This window comes from Candidatus Competibacter phosphatis, from assembly GCF_012939995.1.
GTDB classification, from domain to species: domain Bacteria; phylum Pseudomonadota; class Gammaproteobacteria; order Competibacterales; family Competibacteraceae; genus Competibacter; species Competibacter phosphatis.
The window spans coordinates 1-19422 of sequence record NZ_SPMZ01000010.1; the positions used below are offsets into that span (position 1 = coordinate 1).

The 19422-nt window shown below is 59.0% G+C and carries 20 protein-coding genes and 3 pseudogenes; 5 read left to right on the forward strand and 18 right to left on the reverse strand.

Translation table 11 applies throughout. From position 1 onward, the window contains the following. Positions 1 to 271, forward strand: a pseudogene (locus E4P82_RS03185) (NAD(P)/FAD-dependent oxidoreductase); the annotation flags it as partial. Between the two features lie 16 nt (positions 272 to 287). Here the strand turns inward: E4P82_RS03185 and E4P82_RS03190 are convergent. After that, positions 288 to 614 (reverse strand): HdeA/HdeB family chaperone, encoded by a 327-nt coding sequence (locus E4P82_RS03190; RefSeq protein ID WP_169247544.1) that lies wholly within the window; start codon positions 612 to 614, stop codon positions 288 to 290. Positions 615 to 888: 274 nt separating this feature from the next. Between E4P82_RS03190 and E4P82_RS03195 the strand changes: the two genes are divergently transcribed. Further along, a complete protein-coding gene (locus E4P82_RS03195) occupies positions 889 to 3165 on the forward strand; it encodes a PhoPQ-activated pathogenicity-related family protein (RefSeq protein WP_169247545.1) in 2277 nt (758 codons plus the stop codon). A gap of 169 nt (positions 3166 to 3334) precedes the next feature. Here the strand turns inward: E4P82_RS03195 and E4P82_RS03200 are convergent. The 17 genes and pseudogenes from E4P82_RS03200 to E4P82_RS03280 form a co-directional block, all read right to left on the reverse strand. Then, positions 3335 to 3521: pseudogene (locus E4P82_RS03200) on the reverse strand (2-hydroxymuconate tautomerase). A gap of 60 nt (positions 3522 to 3581) precedes the next feature. After that, positions 3582 to 4370: a 2-oxo-3-hexenedioate decarboxylase gene (gene dmpH, locus E4P82_RS03205; RefSeq protein WP_169247546.1), complete on the reverse strand. Its 789-nt coding sequence runs from the start codon at positions 4368 to 4370 to the stop codon at positions 3582 to 3584. Between the two features lie 16 nt (positions 4371 to 4386). After that, positions 4387 to 5169: a 2-oxopent-4-enoate hydratase gene (dmpE, locus tag E4P82_RS03210; protein ID WP_169247547.1), complete on the reverse strand. Its 783-nt coding sequence runs from the start codon at positions 5167 to 5169 to the stop codon at positions 4387 to 4389. A 25-nt stretch (positions 5170 to 5194) separates the two neighbouring features. After that, a complete protein-coding gene (locus tag E4P82_RS03215) occupies positions 5195 to 6025 on the reverse strand; it encodes an alpha/beta fold hydrolase (RefSeq protein ID WP_169247548.1) in 831 nt (276 codons plus the stop codon). Positions 6026 to 6035: 10 nt separating this feature from the next. Next, positions 6036 to 7496 carry a 2-hydroxymuconic semialdehyde dehydrogenase gene (locus E4P82_RS03220; RefSeq protein WP_169247549.1) on the reverse strand — a complete coding sequence of 487 codons (1461 nt, stop codon included), beginning with the start codon at positions 7494 to 7496 and terminating at the stop codon, positions 6036 to 6038. A gap of 42 nt (positions 7497 to 7538) precedes the next feature. Next, positions 7539 to 7970 carry a GlcG/HbpS family heme-binding protein gene (locus E4P82_RS03225; protein ID WP_169247550.1) on the reverse strand — a complete coding sequence of 144 codons (432 nt, stop codon included), beginning with the start codon at positions 7968 to 7970 and terminating at the stop codon, positions 7539 to 7541. 33 nt (positions 7971 to 8003) lie between these two features. Continuing rightward, positions 8004 to 8900 carry a SphA family protein gene (locus E4P82_RS03230; protein WP_169247551.1) on the reverse strand — a complete coding sequence of 299 codons (897 nt, stop codon included), beginning with the start codon at positions 8898 to 8900 and terminating at the stop codon, positions 8004 to 8006. 59 nt (positions 8901 to 8959) lie between these two features. Then, positions 8960 to 10015 carry a 4-hydroxy-2-oxovalerate aldolase gene (gene dmpG / locus E4P82_RS03235; RefSeq protein WP_169247552.1) on the reverse strand — a complete coding sequence of 352 codons (1056 nt, stop codon included), beginning with the start codon at positions 10013 to 10015 and terminating at the stop codon, positions 8960 to 8962. Positions 10016 to 10028: 13 nt separating this feature from the next. After that, positions 10029 to 10940, reverse strand: a complete 912-nt coding sequence (locus E4P82_RS03240) for an acetaldehyde dehydrogenase (acetylating) (RefSeq protein ID WP_169247553.1) — start codon at positions 10938 to 10940, stop codon at positions 10029 to 10031. A 127-nt stretch (positions 10941 to 11067) separates the two neighbouring features. Next, a complete protein-coding gene (locus E4P82_RS03245; protein WP_169247554.1) occupies positions 11068 to 11988 on the reverse strand; it encodes a catechol 2,3-dioxygenase in 921 nt (306 codons plus the stop codon). A gap of 21 nt (positions 11989 to 12009) precedes the next feature. Further along, positions 12010 to 12444: a 2Fe-2S iron-sulfur cluster binding domain-containing protein gene (locus E4P82_RS03250; RefSeq protein WP_169247555.1), complete on the reverse strand. Its 435-nt coding sequence runs from the start codon at positions 12442 to 12444 to the stop codon at positions 12010 to 12012. 14 nt (positions 12445 to 12458) lie between these two features. Next, positions 12459 to 13523, reverse strand: a complete 1065-nt coding sequence (locus E4P82_RS03255) for an NADH:ubiquinone reductase (Na(+)-transporting) subunit F (RefSeq protein ID WP_169247556.1) — start codon at positions 13521 to 13523, stop codon at positions 12459 to 12461. Positions 13524 to 13537: 14 nt separating this feature from the next. Next, on the reverse strand, positions 13538 to 13897 hold the full coding sequence (locus tag E4P82_RS03260) for a phenol hydroxylase subunit P4 (protein ID WP_169247557.1): 360 nt from the start codon (positions 13895 to 13897) through the stop codon (positions 13538 to 13540). A 90-nt stretch (positions 13898 to 13987) separates the two neighbouring features. Continuing rightward, the gene (locus E4P82_RS03265) at positions 13988 to 15502 is read right to left on the reverse strand and encodes an aromatic/alkene/methane monooxygenase hydroxylase/oxygenase subunit alpha (RefSeq protein ID WP_169247558.1); all 1515 of its coding nucleotides are present in this window, start codon (positions 15500 to 15502) and stop codon (positions 13988 to 13990) included. Between the two features lie 23 nt (positions 15503 to 15525). Further along, positions 15526 to 15801 (reverse strand): MmoB/DmpM family protein, encoded by a 276-nt coding sequence (locus E4P82_RS03270; protein WP_169247559.1) that lies wholly within the window; start codon positions 15799 to 15801, stop codon positions 15526 to 15528. A 30-nt stretch (positions 15802 to 15831) separates the two neighbouring features. Then, the gene (locus E4P82_RS03275; RefSeq protein ID WP_169247560.1) at positions 15832 to 16833 is read right to left on the reverse strand and encodes an aromatic/alkene monooxygenase hydroxylase subunit beta; all 1002 of its coding nucleotides are present in this window, start codon (positions 16831 to 16833) and stop codon (positions 15832 to 15834) included. Positions 16834 to 16845: 12 nt separating this feature from the next. Continuing rightward, positions 16846 to 17109: a phenol hydroxylase subunit gene (locus E4P82_RS03280; protein WP_169247561.1), complete on the reverse strand. Its 264-nt coding sequence runs from the start codon at positions 17107 to 17109 to the stop codon at positions 16846 to 16848. A gap of 385 nt (positions 17110 to 17494) precedes the next feature. Here E4P82_RS03280 and E4P82_RS03285 point away from each other — a divergent pair, with 385 nt between their 5' ends. The 3 genes and pseudogenes from E4P82_RS03285 to E4P82_RS03295 form a co-directional block, all read left to right on the forward strand. Further along, positions 17495 to 18625, forward strand: coding sequence for a sigma-54-dependent Fis family transcriptional regulator (locus E4P82_RS03285; protein WP_169247562.1), 1131 nt, complete (start codon positions 17495 to 17497; stop codon positions 18623 to 18625). 66 nt (positions 18626 to 18691) lie between these two features. Further along, positions 18692 to 19126: an AAA-type ATPase lid domain-containing protein gene (locus E4P82_RS03290; RefSeq protein WP_169247563.1), complete on the forward strand. Its 435-nt coding sequence runs from the start codon at positions 18692 to 18694 to the stop codon at positions 19124 to 19126. A 68-nt stretch (positions 19127 to 19194) separates the two neighbouring features. After that, positions 19195 to 19422 (forward strand): annotated as a pseudogene (locus E4P82_RS03295) (transposase); the annotation flags it as partial.

Below are 19422 nucleotides of genomic sequence, written 5' to 3' on the forward strand. Positions count from 1 at the left end.
CGGCAGTTTTCCGGGGCCGGATTGGATGCCCAAGCAGGCCCACATCGCCGACCTGCAAGCGCGAGCCGCCGCCGCCAACTTGCTGGCCGAATTGGACGGCAAGTCGGCGACCGCGACCTTCAAGACCGAATTGATCTGCATCGTGGACATGCTGGATCGCGGGATGCTGGTCTGGCGCACGCCGGAGCGGCTGTTCACTCTGCCGCCGTCCTGGTTCGGTCACCAGGCCAAGCGCTTCTACGAGTGGTGGTATCTGCGACAGTACCGTTGAGAACGATCATCGCCGCTCACTCGGCAATGCCAACCGCCTCGGCGGCATCCAAGACCTTCTCGTCAGGTTTTTTGCCGCAATAGGCGACCAGGTTGGTACTGAATTTTTCCAGATCCTTCCAATTCAGGCTGGTGTCACCGGATACGCCGCTCAGATAACCGTCGATCCACATCAGCACGACACCCGCGTCCTCGGAGGAACTGGTGGACAGCTCCTGCAAGAATTCCCCACAGGTGATCTCGCCGAAATCGATGTTTTTCATCTGGGTTTTCTTGGCCAAGGCCGGCGGCGTCAGCAGACTGGCGGTCAGACACAGGGCGACTGCAAACAAGGAAGGCTTCATGAGGGTCTCCGGAGTAAAACAAGGGTTGGAAGTGGGGTGCCGCAAGATACTCAAATAGCCTAGCGAGTGTCCACGGGGAAAGCTATGGAGGTTCGAATTTGGATTCGAGCGCGGTGGCGCCGTCATGCTGGCGGACTTTTTCCCAGGGAATAAAAGTCATAAGGACCATGAACCAACCTTAGCGACGATTGTATAATTAATCACCTTTCAATTAACATAGATCAATAGGGCAACCATCTTCATGCAAGCCCAAAAGAGAGGAAAAACAGACGCCATGTTCGATAAATTCAATAAATTCTCGCGATATGTCTCGTTATTGATATTGCTGACGTTCGCTCTGGCTCGTGGCGGCTGGGCGGCGGAAACCGCTCTGGACCAGTACGTGGCCAAAACGGACCCAAACTATAGTTACAGCCTCTATCACACCCAAAAAGGCGTCGGATTCACCGCCTATTTTATCGAAATGACTTCCCAGCAGTGGCGATCGCCCAGCGAGGTGGATCGCACTATCTGGAAGCACGAGGTGGTACTGGTCATCCCCCAGCTCGGATTGGACACCACCAAAACCGCCATTCTGTTGATCGACGGCGGCAGCAACGGCGGCACACCGATCACCGAAGTACCCGACGCAGTCGGGGCGGCGGTCGTTGCGACCGGCGCGGTGCTCGCCGAGGTCCGGCAGGTCCCCAATCAGCCGCTGTATTTCACCGACGAAACCAACCGCGGGCGGAAGGAAGACGAAATTCTCGCCTACAGCCTGGATAAGGCGCTGGATACCGGCGACATGGAGTGGGCGGTACATCTGGCGATGACCAAGGCCGCCGTTCGCGCCATGGACACGGTGCAGGAATTCGCCGCCAGCAAGGGCACGCGGATCGATAACTTTCTGGTCCTGGGCGGTTCCAAACGCGGTTGGACCACCTGGCTGACCGCCGCCGTGGACCCGCGAGTCAAGGCCATCGTGCCGGCCTCGATCGATATGCTCAATCTGGGTCGGCAGTTCATTCACCACTGGGAAGCCTACGGTTTCTTCGCACCCGCATTGAAGGATTACGTGGAATTCGATCTGCCCTGTCGGGTGCAAACGCCCGAAGGCCAAGCCTTGTTGCAGGTCGTGGACCCCTATGCTTACCGCGACCGCTACACCATGCCTAAGCTGATCCTCAATGCCACCGGCGATCAGTTCTTCGTCTCCGATTCCTCACGGTTCTATTACTCCGATCTCATCGGCCCCAAGTGGCTGCGCTACACGCCGAACACCGACCACAAGCAGAGCGACGACACCATCGTCAAGGCGCTCTCGTGGATGGACGACATTCTGGACGGCAAGACCAGCCACCAGATCACCTGGGCGATGGAAGGGGAGGGGGTGCTGCGGGTGTCGCCCACCGCTCAACCCAAGGAAGTAAAACTGTGGCAGGCGACCAACCCCAATGCCCGGGATTTCCGGCTGGAGGAAATCGGAGCGGTCTGGACCAGCCAGACCTTGGCCCCGCAGGCCGACGGCACCTATCTCGGAGTGGTGCAACGGCCGGCCACCGGCTGGACGGCGTTCATGATCGAGGTGACCTTCGACACCGCCGGTACGCTCGAACCCGATCAGATCTACAGCACCGGGGTGCAGATCATCCCGGATACCCTCCCGTATGCTGGTCAGGCCTGTAACGGACAGTACAACCGCAATCTGGAAAGTCCAACCCAAGGCTCGGCGGAAAGCGGAGTCGGTCTGATTCGGGGCTGGGCCTGTCAAGCCAACAAGGTGGAAATCCAGATCGACGGTGGTGATCGGCAACAGGTGGCTTATGGCACTACCCGCGAAGATACTCTGGCGGCTTGCGGCGATACCAACAATGGCTTTGGTTACACCTTCAACTGGAATCGCTTAGGTAATGGTGCGCACAATCTGCGGGCTTACGCCGACAGCGTGGAGTTCGCCAATGTCGATTTCAATGTAACTACCCTGGGCGTGGAGTACCTGGAAGGCGCCAGCGGCGAAGCGACCCTACCCAACTTCCCGCAAACCGGCGACAACGTCACCGTGCGCTGGGCCGAACCACACCAGAATTTCGTCATCGTCGGCGCCAGCCGGAATGCGGCCAGCGTTCAACCGACCGCCGCAGCCCCGCTGTCGCAACTCCTCGCCAACCTGGAGAGCCCGCAACAGGGTTCCTTCGAGAGTGGCATCGGTCTGATCCGGGGTTGGATCTGCCAAGCGAGCACGGTGGAAATCCAGATCGACGGCGGTACCCGGCAGCAAGTGGCTTACGGTACCACCCGGCCCGATACGGCGGCGACCTGCGGCGACGACAACAACGGGTTTGGCTACACCTTCAACTGGAACCGGTTGGGCAACGGTAGCCACAATTTGCGGGTCATCGCCGACGGTACGGAGTTCGCCAATGTGAACTTCACCGTGACCACCCTGGGTGTGGAGTTCCTGCAAGGAGCCAGCGGCGAATATCCGATCGCCAACTTCCCGCAGGCCGGCAAGAACGTCACGCTGCGCTGGGCCGAACCGCATCAGAACTTCGTGATCGTCAACGCTCAGTAATAGGCAGCATCCGTGCAATCCGCGATAAATTCAGCGGCATGAGGGAGCATGACTTCTCATGCCGCTGAGATGCTACCCCGCTCTTCACGCCTTGCCGCTTGGCAAGGCGTTTCTGCAATAATTCCCCGACCAAGAACCTCGGCGCCGAACCAGGGTGCCAACCCGTGGTTCAGCGCCCAAGGTCCTTGGCCGATTTTCCGGCAATGCCCCAGCTNGGNCNNCTCCTGAATCAGGACGCGGACGGCCTCGCGCGGCGCGCCCACGGCTTCGCACAAGGCATCGGTGACTTTTTCGATGACAGCCCGTTTCTGCTCCTCGGTACGGCCTTCAAGAATGTGAATTTGCGCAAATGGCATGATGAATCTCCACCTTAAAGTTTTGCTACGAACGCGCGCTCCAACCGGAGAGACAGCGCCTTAAACGAAGCGCATCGACACACTGCCCAAATCCTGGAACCGAGCCATGACGTGGTCCCCGGCCTGCACCGCGATCGCTTCGGTGACGCCACCGGTCATGATGAAGGTTCCAGCAGGAATTTCCTCGCCGCGCTGCGCCAACTGGTTAGCCAGCATCGCCACCGGGATCGCCGGATGGCCAAGCACCGCCGCGCCTGCCGCCATCGACACGACCTCGCCATTCTTCTCCAACACCACGCCCAAAGTGCGCAGGTCGAGTTCGGCCGGATCGCGCATCCGCCCACCCACCACGAAGCGCGAGGACGAGGTATTGTCAGCGATGACGCTCTTCAGGTCGAACTTGAAGTCGCGGTAACGTGAATCGATGATTTCCACTGCGGGAATCACGAAATCGGTCGCGGCCAACACCGCGCCGACGTGACAACCCGGCCCGCGCAACGGCGCTTTGGTGACAAAGCAGATTTCCGCCTCCACCTTGGGATGGATCAACTCCGAGGTCTTGATCTCGCCGCCGTCCGGGCAGGACATGTAATCGAACACGAAGCCGAATACCGGCGTTTCCACGCCCATCTGCTTCATCTTGGCGCGGGAGGTCAGGCCGGCTTTCATGCCCGCGATCCGATGCCCGCGCGCTTCCTTGCGCCGCCGGATCTCGTACTGGATCGCGTAGCAGTCATCCCAATCCATATCGGGATATTCATCGGTGATCTTGGTGACATCGCGCGCATTCAGCTCGGCATTTTCAAGATATTCGGCTAACTGGGCGATGGTGGTCTGATCGAGTTTCATGCTCTTTTCCCCGAGGTTAGATGAAGCGAACCGCCGCATTGCCCAAGCCGCCGACGCTGCAATACAGACTGTCGCCAGCCACGACCGGCACCAAGGGCGACTGTGAGCCGGACAGGATGACCTCGCCGGCTTTGAGGGTGATGCCCAACCGTCCCAGCGTATTGGCCAACCACGCCACCGCATTGACCGGCGATCCCTGCACGGCGGCCCCGGTCGCGGTGCTGATCACCTCGCCGTTCTTTTCCAGCACCATGCCGGCCAGCGCCAAGTCCAGCCGGCGCGGATCGGCGCGAACCCCGCCCAGTATGAACACGCCGCAGGAAGCATTGTCGGCGACCGTGTCCTGAATCTTGATCTTCCAATCTTGGATGCGGGAATCGACGATCTCGAAGCAGGGCATCACGCATTCGGTGGCGCGCAGCACGTCCGCCGCCATCACCCCCGGTCCCTGCAAATCGCGCTTGAGCATGAAAGCGACTTCAGCTTCGGCGCGCGGCGCGATCAGGCTGTTGGCCGGAATCGGTTCGCCTTCGCTGAACACCATCCCCGACAGCAGATGCCCGAAATCCGGCTGGCTCACCTTGAGCATGTCCATCACCACTTTGCTGGTGACGCCGATTTTCTTGCCGATCACCGTTTCGCCCAGATCCAGCCGGCGCTGAATCATACGCAACTGAATCTGATAGGCGTCTTCGATGGTCATATCCGGTTCGCGGTCGGTCAGCGGCGCGACCGCCTCGCGCGCGACGAGCGCCTGATACAACTCGTCGCCATAGCATTCAATGTGGGTTTTATCCATGAGAAGTCTCGAAAGTGGAAGAAGTCTAGCGGTCGGCCTCGGCGAAGAAATCCTCGACCAAGCGATTGAAGCGGGCGCTGTGTTCGATCTGGGTCCAGTGGCCACAACAGCCGAAGACGTGCAATTGCGCGTTCGGAATCCACTGCGTCAAGGTCAGCGAATTTTCCAGCGGGATCACCTGGTCTTCACGGCCATGCACGATCAAGGTTTCATGCGGCAGGGCACGGATGTCGGCTTCGGCGCTCGCCATCGCGTCCACCCAACGCTGCCGTGGCGCTGGAAACATCGCCGCGAACGACTCCTGGAAGCCGGGCCGTATACTCGCTTCGTAGCGCAATTGCGCGAGTTCGTCATTGACCAGTTCGCGGCTGTAGGCAAAGAGATCCAGCAGGGCGCGCATACTCTCGAACGACGGCTGATAGCCCCACACCGCGTCGAGTCCCGGCGTGATCGGGAACGGTACGCCGACCGACCCCATCAGCACCAAGCGGCGCACGCGTTGCGGCGCACGAATCGCCAGCGCCAAGGCTAGCGCGCCACCGAACGAATTGCCGATCAGATCGGCGCGCTCCAGATCCAAGGCATCCAGCAAATCCAAGGTCTGCTGAACCCAGGTCTCCATGTCGTAGCGGAAGCCGGCGGGACGATCGCTATAGCCGAAGCCGACCATATCGGGCGCGATCGCCCGGCGGCGCTGCGCCAGCGCCGGCAACACCAAACGCCAATTGGCCCAGGCGCTGACGCCCGGGCCGGAACCGTGGATCAGCACCACCGGCGCGCCGCTGCCGACATCATGCACATTGGTCTCGAACGCGCCGGTGCGCACCCGGATGCCCAGTTCGGGATTGGGATTCATATCGGGATGCTCAGAATTTGATCATCACGTTGCGCAGGTCGGTGTAGAACTCCAGTGAGTGCAAGCCGCCTTCGCGGCCGATGCCGGACTGCTTGGAACCGCCGAAGGAGGTGCGCAGATCGCGCAGGAACCAACTGTTGATCCAACACAAGCCGACTTCGATCCGGGTGGCGAGGCGGCTGGCGCGGCTGAGATCCTGTGTGTAGATCGAGGTCGCCAAACCATAGGGCGTATCGTTGGCCATGCGCACCGCTTCTTCCTCGGTGTCGAACGGCTGGATGTGGCAGCACGGCCCAAAGATTTCTTCCTGCACCACCGCCGCCGTTTCCGGTAAGCCGGTCCAGATGGTCGGCTGCACCCAAGCACCGTCCTTCAAGGCGTCCGGCATGTCGGGCACGCCGCCGCCGGTAACGACGGTCGCGCCTTCCTCCTTGGCTTTCTGGTAGTAATGAAGCACCTTGCGCAGATGTTCCTGACTGACCAGCGGCCCGATCTTGGTGGCGGGATCGTTGGGCAGACCGGGTTTCATCGCTTCGGCTTGCTGCTTCAGCGCGGCCACAAACTTGTCGAAAATCGGCCGTTCGACATAAACCCGTTCGGTGCCCAAGCATACCTGACCGCAGTTTTCGAACACCGAGCGGGTGACGGTCTGCACCGCGACCTCGAAATCGCAGTCGGCGAACACCACGGCGGCGTTCTTTCCGCCCAGTTCGAGCGAAACGGGCCGGATGCCATCGGCGGCGGCTTTCATGATCGCCGTGCCGGTGCGGGTCTCACCGGTGAAGGTGACGCCATTCACGCCGGGATGCGACGTCAGAAACGCGCCAGCGGAATCCGGGCCAAAGCCATGCACGACGTTGTAAACGCCGTTGGGCACGCCGACCTGATTCATGACCTCGCCCAGCAAGGTGGCGGTGCTGGGGGTTTCCTCGGACGGCTTGACCACTACCGTATTGCCGCAGGCCAGCGCCGGCCCCACTTTCCAGGTCATCAGCAGCAGCGGTAAGTTCCACGGGCAGACCACCGCGATCACGCCGCGCGGCACCCGCACGCCGTAACTGCGCGCGGTCCGGCCATCGGGCGTGCGCATCTCGAAGGATTCGGTTGAGGCGTTCTTGATGGTGTCGGCGAAAATCTTGAAATTGGCCGCGCCACGCGGAATGTCGACATGCGAAGCCAGGCTGTGCGGTTTGCCGGTGTCGGCGATTTCAGCTTCGAGAAAATCGTCGAAGCGACGGTTGATCTCGTTGGCGACCGCGTCCAACAGATTGACACGTTCGACCACCGACAACTGGCCCCATGGCCCTTTCAGCGCGGCCCGAGCGGCCGTGACGGCATCGTTGACTTCCGCTTGACCGGCCTCATAGACCTTGCCAATCAATGAATTATCGATCGGCGTGCGCTTCTCGAAGGTCTTGCCGCTCAGGTTGGTGATGAATTCGCCATTGATAAAATTCTTGATCTCTTTCATGTCTTTCTCTCAGTCTCAATAGGGTGGATCGGTTTCGCCCGGTTAAACGCTCAAGCCGATGGCTTCCACACCGGCGCGCGCGCAGCGCTCGTCCTCGTCCTCGGACCCGCCGGAAACGCCAATGCCGCCAATCACCTGTTCTTCGCTGCGCAACGCCAGGCCGCCGCCGAAGGCCACCAAACGCGGTCGCAACGGCAAACCGGTTCGTACCGCCGGCGAGTGGGATTGCAGCGCCTCGCTCCAGGCGCTAGTCGGGAAACCGAAACCGGCCGCCGTGTACGCTTTGTCGATGGCGATGTCGATCGAGTGCAGGAACGCGCCTGGCATGCGCAGAAACGCCATCAGATTGCCGCCCGTGTCGACCACGGCGACGTTGACGCGGATGCCGAGAGCTTCGGCTTGCCGCACCGCCGCCGTCACCGCCGCGTTGGCGGCTTCCCAGTGGATGGTGGCTTGCGCGATCGCGATCTGCATCGCTTGACTCCTCGTGTACTTCGCGGTCATCGCTTAGAAGGCGGTAATGAACTTGAAATAGAACTTGTTGCCCTGAAACCGATTCTTGACATCGGTTTCGTGATCCCAGGTGCCGATGAAACTCATGCCCTTGTAGTCGTATTTCACCGCCGGACCGAAGGCGAACACCTGACCGCGATTGCCGTCCGGGTCGACGGTCTGGCCGTTCTGCTTGTCATCCTCGGTCTGCTTGAGGTAGTAACCGCCCAGTCCCACCGCCCACGGCCCAAAATGCTGGCCGATCAGGTAATCCATGTGAAATTCGTCGCCAGATTGGTAGTTGGTGTCGTTGTTCTCGGTCTTGATGTTGTACATCAGCTTGGCCGAGACCTCGAAACCGCCTTGGTTCAGGTAGGTGAAGGCGAAGATCGGCTCGAAACTGTAGTAGTTGGCGCCGATGCTGTCGGTGGGATCGGTACTGCTGTACTTGCCGGTGGGCAAGTTGATGTCCAAACCAACGGTGATGTGCCAATCGGGCGGGAAGTGCCAACCGATGATGATCGGATCGATGGTGATATCGCCCAGACCAAACACGCTGCCATTACCGATCGCGGGAAACGGGGTGTCCATGTTCTGGTAGACGAACGGCACGATAGCGTGCATTCCCCAGTCGCCGCCGAACAGCTTGTGGTTGCTGACGAAGATGTAGCGCAGGGCGTCGAAGGTGGCGTTAACCTTCAAACCAGGCACCTTATCGCCGCTGTTGTCGCGGTAATCGCCCTGGTAGTAGCCGAGGTAATTGATGAAGTAGTTACCCGGTGGCGGCAAGGCGCCGGCCAGAAAATTCTCGGCGCCGTTCGGGTACTGATCGGGGCCTTCCTTGGCCATGGCGCTGGAGCCGACCAACAGTACCGGAAGAGCCAGCGACAGGATTTTTTTGGTTCTATTCATGTAATTCAGTCTCCTCCTTGGGATCTTCAAGCCCTCTCCCTTTGGGAGAGGGCGTACCCTCACGCCATGTCGCCGATGTCCGCGGTCCCCAGATCGCCGCGCAGCTTGGCCATATCCAGCGCCAGATCTTCGATCATGTCTTCCTGGCCGCCGACGGTGCCGCGCCGCCCCAGCTCCACCAACACGTCGCGAGCCGAGACGCCATACTTGGCCTGGGCGCGCTTGGCGAACAGCAGGAAGGAGCTGTAAACCCCGGCATAACCGAGCGTCAGGGCGTCGCGATCGATGCGGATCGGGTGATCCATCAGCGGCGTCACCAAGTCCTCGGCCACGTCCATCAGCTTGTAGAGATCGACGCCGGTTTCCACCTCCATGCGGTCGAGCACGGCGGCGAACACTTCCAGCGGGGTGTTGCCCGCGCCCGCGCCCAAGCCGGCGACGGAACCATCGACCCGCACCGCGCCGGCTTCGATCGCGGCGAGAGAATTAGCGATGCCCATCGCCAAGTTGTGATGGCCGTGAAAGCCCAACTCGGTTTCCGGCTTCAGCTTCTCCCGCAACAGGCCAAGGCGCACGGTCACATCCTCCGGCAGCATGTATCCGGCGGAGTCGGTGCAGTAGATGCAGTTGGCGCCGTAGGACTCCATCAACCGGGCCTGCTCCACGATCTTCTCCGGGCCGACCATGTGCGACATCATCAAGAAGCCGACGGTGTCCATGTCCATCTTGCGAGCCAGGCCGATGTGCTGTTCGGAAACGTCCGCCTCGGTGCAGTGGGTGGCGACCCGGATGGTGTGGACGCCGCACTCCTTGGCCATCTTCAGATCGTCCACCGTGCCGATCCCCGGCAGCAGCAGGGCCGAAATCTTGGCCTGCTTCATGGTCGGGATGACCGCTTGCAGATACTCCTCGTCGGTATGGGCCGGGAATCCATAGTTGATCGAGGAACCGCCCAGCCCGTCGCCGTGCGTCACTTCGATCAGCGGCACCCCGGCCTCGTCCAGCGCCTTGGCGATCGCCACCATCTGCTCCAAACTGAGTTGATGGCGCTTGGCGTGCATGCCGTCGCGCAGGCACATGTCATGGAGAACGACTTTCTTACCTTTCAAATTCATGGTTCGCCCTCCTTCAGGCAGCCTGTTTCTTCAGCACCAAGGTGCCTTTGAGAATCTCTTCGGCGAACATCTCGGCGGTGCGCGCGGCGGCGGCGGTCATGATGTCGAGATTGCCGGCGTACTTGGGTAGATAATCGCCCAGCCCTTCCACTTCCATATACATGGAAATCCGATTGCCATCGAAGACGGGGCCGTTCTTCAGCCGATAGCCGGGCACGTATTTCTGTACTTCCTTCACCATCGCCTGCACCGATTCGATAATCGCGTCGCGGTTCGGCTCCTCGGCGGTCAGGCAGTGCACGGTGTCGCGCATGATCAACGGCGGATCGGCCGGATTGAGAATGATGATCGCCTTGCCCTTCTTGGCGCCGCCCACCCGTTCCACCGCGCCGGCGGTGGTGCGGGTGAATTCGTCGATGTTCTTGCGAGTGCCGGGACCCGCCGAGCGCGAGGACACCGTGGCGACGATTTCGCCATAAGGCACGTCCTGCACCCGGCTCACCGCCGCCACCATCGGGATGGTGGCCTGGCCACCGCAGGTGACCATGTTGACGTTCATCTCCTGCTTGCCCACATGCTCCTTGAGATTCACCGGCGGCACGCAGTAGGGGCCGATCGCCGCTGGGGTGAGATCCACCATCAACACGCCTAGCGCCTGCAACTTGCGGGAGTTTTCGGCATGGACGTAAGCCGAGGTGGCGTCGAACGCAATCTGAACCTGATCGTCCAGCACATGCGGGAGCACGCCATCCACGCCTTCATGCGTGATCTTCAGCCCCATCTCGCGTGCGCGCGCCAGCCCTTCCGATTCCGGGTCGATGCCGACCATCCACACCGGCTCCAACACCGGGCTGCGCTTCAGTTTGTAAAGCAGATCGGTGCCGATGTTGCCGGGACCGATCAAGACGCACTTAATCTTTTTCATGCCGCATTCCTCGTTATCCTGCACTGACAGAGTGGGTGAGCCGCACTGGGAAGAAATGGCTGCCGCCGGAACCGGTCGGCATGTGCCTGGACCAGTCCCCAGCAGCGTCCCATCCCATGGTGCCCGCTCAGGTCACAACGCCCAGAAAGCGCTCGTTGAGGGCTTTTTCGTAGTAGAAAATCGCCTTGCCCAATTCCTGCTCGTTCCAAGTCCGGGTCGGGTTGTCGGGGTAGTAGGTGTAACCGCCGGCGAACACCTCGTTGCGGTTGCCGGAAGGATCGAAGAAGTAGATGGTCTGGCCCCGGGTGATCCCGTGGCGAGTCGGCCCGATGTCCAGCGAGATGTTGTAGCGGGCGATGATGTCCGCCGCGCGGCCGACGTCGTGCCAGGACTCCAGGAAGAAGGAGATGTGATGCAGCTTGCCCGGCTCGGGGTGCTTGACGAAGGCGATGTCGTGTGCCTTGTTGCCGCAGGACAACCAGATCGCCAGTAAGCCGTCCGGCATCATCACCTGTTCCGCCAGGCTGAAATCCAGCGCTTCCACGAAGAAATGCATCACCTGATCCACATGCGGACCATAAAGCAAGGCATGATCGAAACGGGTGGCGCCCATGCCATGCGGCAAGTCATGCCACACGTCGGGATTGACGATCGGTGGATGATGTTCGGCGCGCGCTATCTCGGCATACAGCTCGATGCGGTGCCCGGAGGGGATTTCAAAACCGATGCGGCGACCCACACCCGGCTGTTCGCCGGCGGGCACCTGCTCCACACTCAGGCCCCAGTCCTTCACTCGCATCTCGAATTCGGTTAGCGCCGCATCGTCCATGACCCGAAACGCCATGAGATCCACGCCGGGGCTATCGGCTTCGCGCAGGATGATGCTGTGATGATCGAATTCATCCCAGCCCTTGAGATAGACGCGACCATCGGCCTCGCGACTGACCTGATGCAGGCCGATGCGGTCGAGGTAGTGAACCAGCGCTTCGCCCATGTCCAGAACCCGGATTTGAATGAACCCCGGTCGCAATACGCCTTTTATTGCCATGTTTTAAGTATCCTCTGGTGATTAGGGGGCTAAATTGGATTGGAATGGATTTGAAATAAGTGGCGTTGTCGGGCCACAGACAGCGCGGTGCATCTTGCCAAGCACCCGCAAACGGATCGCGCTGAGCGGACGGACACGGCAAGCCAGCACTACGCCTTGCGCCTCTTCCTCGGCGCTGACTTGAGCACGGCTCATCTTCTGAATCCGCACTTCGCCTTCCAAGATGGCGATCTTGCAGATCCCGCAGCCGCCACATCGGCAACCGATCGGGATACCCTTGCGTCCCAGTTGCTCCATGCCCGCCAACAGGCTCTGGTGACCGGCGCAGGAGTAGCGCTCGCCGGTATCGGCGATGGTGATGTCGTAGCGCGCGGCTGCATTTTCGGTATCGACGGCGCCGGCAAGACCAGCGGCGTCGGTTGAGAACCCCGTGGGAGGTCGAGTGCGTGGAGTCATGATGGGCGACTCCGCTAGATCGACCGGAACAGCGGGCTCTTGCGCGCTGTCTGGGCGGCGTCAGCGGCGGAAATGAACTTCTCCATGTAGATGTCCCGCTCGAACAAGCGCCCTTGCATCAGCGTGGTGATGCAAGCGTCGATCATCACCGGCGGGCCGCATAGATAAGCCTTATGGCCCCGGAAGTCGTTGTCGAAATGCGCCTTGGCGACCTCGTGCACAAAACCGGTCGCGCCTTCCCAAGCATCTCCCGCTTCCGGCTCGGACAGCGCCGGAACGTAGCTGAAGTTGGGATAACGAGCCGCCAGATCCTGGAACAGCTCGTGGTAATACAGCTCCGCGCGGTGGCGCGCGCCATAGACCAGGACGATCGGACGAGTGTCGCCCTGTTCCAACCGGTCGAGAATCATCGACTTGGGGCTTGACAGACCGGTGCCGCCCGCTAGAAACAGCAAGGATTCCGGGGCCGAATGGCGCACGAAGAAGCGTCCATAGGGGCCGGCCAACTCCAACCGATCGCCGACCTGGAGGCGGTCGTGGATATAGCCCGTGGCTTCGCCACCGGGCACCCGCCGGATATTCAACTCGATCAAACGTGGTTGCGACGGTGAATTGGCCAGCGAAAAGGCGCGTGGCTGGGCGATGTCGGGCAAATGCAGGTTGATGTAGTGCCCGGCCTGGAAGCACAGGCCATCGCCGTCCAGTTCGATGAACACGCCCTTGGCGGTTGGCGTCAGGTCCACCAGCTTGACCACGGTGCCGGTGAAATCCTGCACCGGATGAATCTCGGCGTCGGGATCGTCGTCGATGTCGGCTTCGATGGTGACGTCCGACAGCGGCGTGGCGCAGCAAGCCAGACATTTGTTTTCGTCGCGCTCGAAATCCATCAGCGCGAACGGCGATGCTTCGCCCAAATCGACTTCGCCATCCGTGATCTGCACCTTACAGGTGGCGCACAGCCCATGACAGCAGGCATGCGGCAGCCAGATGCCGGCGCGCAGCGCGGCGTCCAGCAGGTTCTGACCCTCCTCGACCTCGATGGTCTGGCCCAGTGGCTCAATGGTGAGTTGGTAACTCATGCGTATCCCCCGACTCAGCTCCCGGAACCGGCGATGCCGTTCAAGCCGGGCGTGCGGAACCGGATGACCGATTTGTGGCCGATGCCGTTATCGCGCAGACCGGCGACCGGATTGGGGGTGAACGGTTGGCCATCCAGCAGCCATTCCACCCGGCTCCAGTCGATGCGAGTGAACTCCGGGTGCTGGCCATAGGCGTCGGTCAGCACTTGTTCCACCAGCGCGGCGAACGGCAGTGCGGGCGGCAAGGGAAGGGCGATTGGCGAACAAAACATCAAGTGTTGATCCCAACCGATGAAAACCAATTGATTACCGTGGAATTGCTCCACGGTGTCCTTGGGAACGACGGGGTAGTCGTACAGGGCTTTTACAGACATGACAGCTCCCTACGGCTCGAAAGGCCGCATTAACTAATCAAGTTCGGGGATTCGCCCCCCTGAGCGGGGGGCTACGACGAATGATCTAGATCAGGTCGTTTCCAACTGGCTGCTCGCCTCTTTCCAGCGCAGCCAGTTCTGGCGATCCTCGGAGTAGAGGTAGTCGCGGTTGTCCTGTCCGTCCCTCAGGTGATACCAGTTCAGCACTTCGGGTACGGTGGCTCCACCGCAATGGCCCTGATAGATCTGATTGACCGGCAGCCAGGCCTGGACATACTTCTCGGGTTCGTGCTCGAAGATGTCCTTGCAACCGTCCGAACAGAAGTGATACTTCTCGCCCTGGTACTCGGTACTGCGATAGACGACCTGGGTCGGATCGTCCATGTCTGTGTACAGCATCGGAATCTGGCAGGTTTGGCACAGCATCGGCAACGAGGGGTTGTAGAAGCGATGGCCCGCTTTTTCTTGGGCGATCCAATGCTCGTAGCGTGGCCGGTACCAGCGGTCGAAGCTGTCGGGATACTTGGCCGCCAGCCAGGCCATTTCCTCCGCGTCGGGCATCCAAGTATGGAAAGCGGCGGCATGGCCGTAGTTGTAAAAGGTGGCCCAAGTCTGATGCGACAGGTGATCTTTCTCCTGCACCGAGACTTCCCAATATTTGGGCATACGGATGCCGTAGCGGGCCAAATCTTCGAACAAGGCACCACCATTTTGCTCGAAGTACATCTCCCATGCTTCCTTCCAGGACATCACCCGTTTGGGCAGCATGTAGTCCATCATCATCGCCACCAGCGACAACAACCGGTAGCCACGCCAGAACCATTTATCGATCCAGCGCTGCACGATGGGCACGTTGTCGGGATGTTGTTGCAGCATGAACTTGATGACTTCCAGTCCCAAGGTCATGTGCCGGGCTTCGTCGGACTGGGCCGAGAAGCCGAAGGTCACCGTGGCCATGTCGCCGTTGAAAGCCGCGCCCGACATGAACGGCATGAACAACAGATTGGTCAGCACATACTCGAAGGAAAACGAGATCGCGGTGATGAACTCGAACGGCCCAGCAGTCTGGGCGTCTTCGAAGAACGACTTAGGCACCGACAAATACCAGACCCGGTCGTGCATGTGCCGGAAATCCTGGAAGCCGTTGAAATATTTGTTGTAGTGGCTGATGGTATGAACTTGGGTCTGCACATGGCGCAGTTCGTCGACGGCCTGCATCTGGCAGGCCACCTGCGCGCCGACGCCGGGAAAAGCGCGCCCCACCATCGAAAACCCGCGATGCGCCGAATACTCCGCCGGACTGATCCCGGTCAGAAACAACTTGAGGGCGTTGACGTAGCGGGCGTCGGTGATGTTCAACTGGCCATTGTTCTGGGCGAAGCTGTCGATGACCGCGTATAACTTGCGTTCCTTCTCGGCCTGGTATTTCCAGTAGGCGTCCATGGTCAGGCGGAAGGGGTCTTCCCACTGCTCCCAGTTTTCAATCTTGATGCCTTCGAATTCGATCTGCGGATAAATTTTCGACTTGGGCTGATAGCTTGGTTCCCAACCCAGGTCGCGGGTCATCCGATTATACTTATCCCGCATATTCATTGGCTTAGCCATTATTTATCCTCCTCGAAAAAATTTCAGGACAGCCGTTCCACGGCGAATTCTTCTTCGCTTTCCACCACGTTGCCGGAAATGGAAATCAGGTTGATCTGGATTTCCTGGGGATCCCAGTCCCGCCCCAACTTTTCCTCGACACTGGCGCGCTTGACCGTCAAGCGACCCGGAGCGTCGATCTTGACCATCGCGGGATAGTGGTTGATGGTGGCGTGGGGATTATCTTCGGCAATCGCTTCAATGATCGGCCGTGCGTCCTCGTTGTTCTGCAAGGCCAGGTAAACCATGTTGTTCGCCATCTTGACTCCTCGGCTTTGGCGGTTTCGCGGTCAGAGATCCAGACCACATTTCTTCTTAGCGCGGGTACGTAAGTCATCCTGGAGTTCCCGCATCACCGCTTCGGCTTCGGCGGCAAAGACGTGCTCGGTCAAGGGGGCCAGCGCGCCCGCGACCCGAGCGGTCCAGCGTCGTACCCATTGTTCCAATACGGTCTTGTTGGCGGCGGATTCGGCGGCGGCGGTCTTGAGCATCATGTCGGTGAAGCGATTGGTTTCAGCGAACCAATCCACCATGAATTCGGTGAGCATCGCCAGGGCCGAACCGCCATTTTCGGAAATGCGGGTGTCGAAGCGTTCGTAGACCAGTGGGTACAACAGCCCATCAAGCACGAAATTCTGGGCGACCAATAATTCGAACCAGTCTTGGAGGGTGAGCAACTCCTCGGCCAGCTCGCGCAGTGGTTGCCACATTGGATCGTTCAGCCAGGCTTGCTTGCCGACATCCAGCACGGCACCGGTGTTGCCATCGAGAACGAGACCGATTCGGGTCAGATACTGGGCGATACCCAGTCGATCCATGGAGGCCAACATGGTGGCCTGGGTAACCGCCGCGCCGTAACCGTAAGCGGTGATGAAGCAGTTGTTCAGATTGGCGCTGTATTCCAGGTGGCGCAGCGGCACCAACGCTTCCTGCACCTTCTGTTTCCATTCCGGCGTCATCAGGTCGAGCAGGTTGCGTTTCTCGACGAACGCGAAATTGCGTTCCACCGAATCCTGTTGTTTAGCGCGGGCGATGGTCCAGGAACCGTAATAGAACTGACGCGGATCCTTAAAGATGTACCAATCGGCCATCTGAATCGCGGTGCGTCGCTCGTCATACAGATCGCGTTCCGGATCCCACAGCGGACGGTAATGGAAGCTGGTGGTCGGTTGGAGGTCGAAGGTGGCCTCCTGATAACGCGAAGCTGGTTTATCGCTACCTAGCCGGCGCGCAACATGGGCAAACGTGTGGCGCAGCGGTTGGAGATTAGTGGTGCGAATATCAATTTGCATAAGACCTTATCCTCATCGGGTCGCTTTGGTGGCAGTGGGATGACTGGGGTCGCCTTCGCGCCAGACACGGCGATCGGCGTCGATCTGGGCAGCCTGTTCATCATCCAGAAGCTTTACCGTGTTGTTTTCGCAAAATTCCTGGAATGCGGGTTCTGGCAGGATCAATTCCACGTACAAGGCGGGATCGCCAATGGCGAAATCGAACTCGACAAATCCGTCGCCGCGGATCCGTCGTACTCGGACAAAGCGCTGTTGGGTATCGAATTTGGTGGTCATCTCATTAGATTCTTTATAAGTCAGCGCGATGCGCTGGGATGACGATTCGCGCGGTCGTAATCACCGCACCGCGTTTTTGTGTCACGCAAATGTATTGAAGCATCAGTTATGCCAATCTATTATTATTTATTTATATCAAATAGATAACAAACATCAATTCAAAAAAGTGACAGGAAGTAATTGATGACTTGGTCAAAAAATTTGGTAATTATTTGACGATTTGATGAAATCATTAACTAATTGATTATATTGAATAATAATCCAGCAATGCAGCATGGAATGGTAAGGATGAATGTCTACCCTTATGAAGGTCTATCCTTGATAGGGTGGGATGCTCACCCAAACCGCCAAAGAGACACTAAACCTACAAAGCGATGGCGAAACCATGATTGACCAACCCGCGATTTCCACCGCCCCGCCGCAGCCTTTCAAACTCGTCTTTCGTGATGGTCATATTTCTCTGGATGACCAGCGCATGCTGCTGATTCATGCAGGGGCCTTCAGTGCCCTACGCAAGGAAATGATGGATAGCTTGGGCGCCGATCGGACGCGTGGCTTGCTAACCCGCATGGGTTATGCCGCCGGCTTGCAAGACTTCTACATGGCGCACGAAAAGATGCCTGACGCCGAACCGCTGGAGTTGATGGAAGTCGGTCCTCGGCTGCATATGCTGGAGGGCATCGTCAATGCGCGGCCTGTTCACATTGAGATCGATATGGAGGAAGGACGATTTTTTGGTGAATTCGAATGGAGTGGCTCTTTTGAGGCCGAGGTCTACGCGCAGCAATTTGGTGTCAGCGACGAGCCGGTTTGCTGGCATCAAGTAGGCTATGCCTGCGGTTACACCAGCGCCTTGATGGGTAAGTTCATCCTGTTCCGGGAAATGGAATGCGCCGCAGCAGGGAGTACAGGTTGCCGGATCATCGGCAAGGTGCTGGATGACTGGGGCGACAACGAGGATGTCAAGGCCGACCTGCGCTATTTCAAGCCGGATGCGATCGCCGAGCAGATTCTGCAGTTGCAAACTCAAGTCGAAGAGTTGCGTCATGCCTTCGATGAACGCACTACCCTGGGCGACATGGTCGGTGATTCGGAAGCCTTCCGCCAGTCCTGCGATCTGATTCGACGCGGCGCGAAGAGCACCGTCACGGTGTTATTGCTCGGTGAAACCGGCGTGGGCAAGGAGATGTTCGCCCGTGGCCTGCATAGCGTCAGCAACCGCGCCGACAAACCGTTCCTGGCCATCAATTGCGCCGCCCTGCCGGAGCAGTTACTGGAATCCGAGTTGTTTGGGGTCGAGAAAGGCGCGTTCACGGGCGCGCATGTCTCGCGACCTGGCCGGTTCGAGCGGGCGGACGGTGGCACACTATTTCTGGATGAAGTCGGCGAACTATCGTTCAGCGCTCAGGCCAAGTTGTTGCGTGTCTTGCAAGAGGGTGAGTTCGAACGGGTGGGCGATACCCGGGTCCGGACCGTGGATGTACGGCTGGTCGCGGCAACCAACGTGGATTTATAGGAAGCGGTGCGTACCGGCCACTTCCGTGCCGATCTGTACTATCGGCTCAATATTTACCCGGTACGAGTGCCGCCGCTGCGCGAACGCGTCGAGGATATTCCCTATTTGATCAAGCGCTTCATTGTCAAGCATTCGGTCCGGCACGATAAGGAAGTGCGCGGCGTGACTCCGGAGGCCATGCAAGCCCTGCAAGAATACAACTGGCCAGGCAATATCCGTGAATTGGAAAACATGATCGAGCGCGGCGTCATCCTCGCGCAGCATCATGGCATGATCGAACTGGCCGATTTATTCCCCTCGATTACGATTGCCCCGCCTTCTGAATCGATGGCTCCGATTTGCGTCGACTCGTCGCTGAGCTTGGAAAAGATGGTCAACTTGCTGATCGACCGCAACACCTCGTTGGAGGAGCTGGAAAATCGTCTGCTGGATGCCGCGGTCGCCCGCAGTCGTGGCAATCTCAGAAGCTGTACAAAAACTAACACATTGATATTATTATAGTATTTTTGATAAAATAAGCCAAAATCCGGCGATTATTTTAATTTCAGAGATTCTATTCGAGGTGCTGCATGGCTTGGCCAAAAGAAATTCCTGGTAAGAGGTATCCCAGTGATTTGACAGATGAAGAATGGGAAATCTTGGAGCCGATTTTAAAAAAAGCCGATCCTTATACGACAGGTCGGCCCCGTAAAGTCGATCTCCGCGAAGTGATAAATGCCATTTTTTTACCTGAACAAGACGGGTTGTCAATGGCGGTATTTGCCTAAAGATTTTTCCCCACTATACCTTAACTTAGT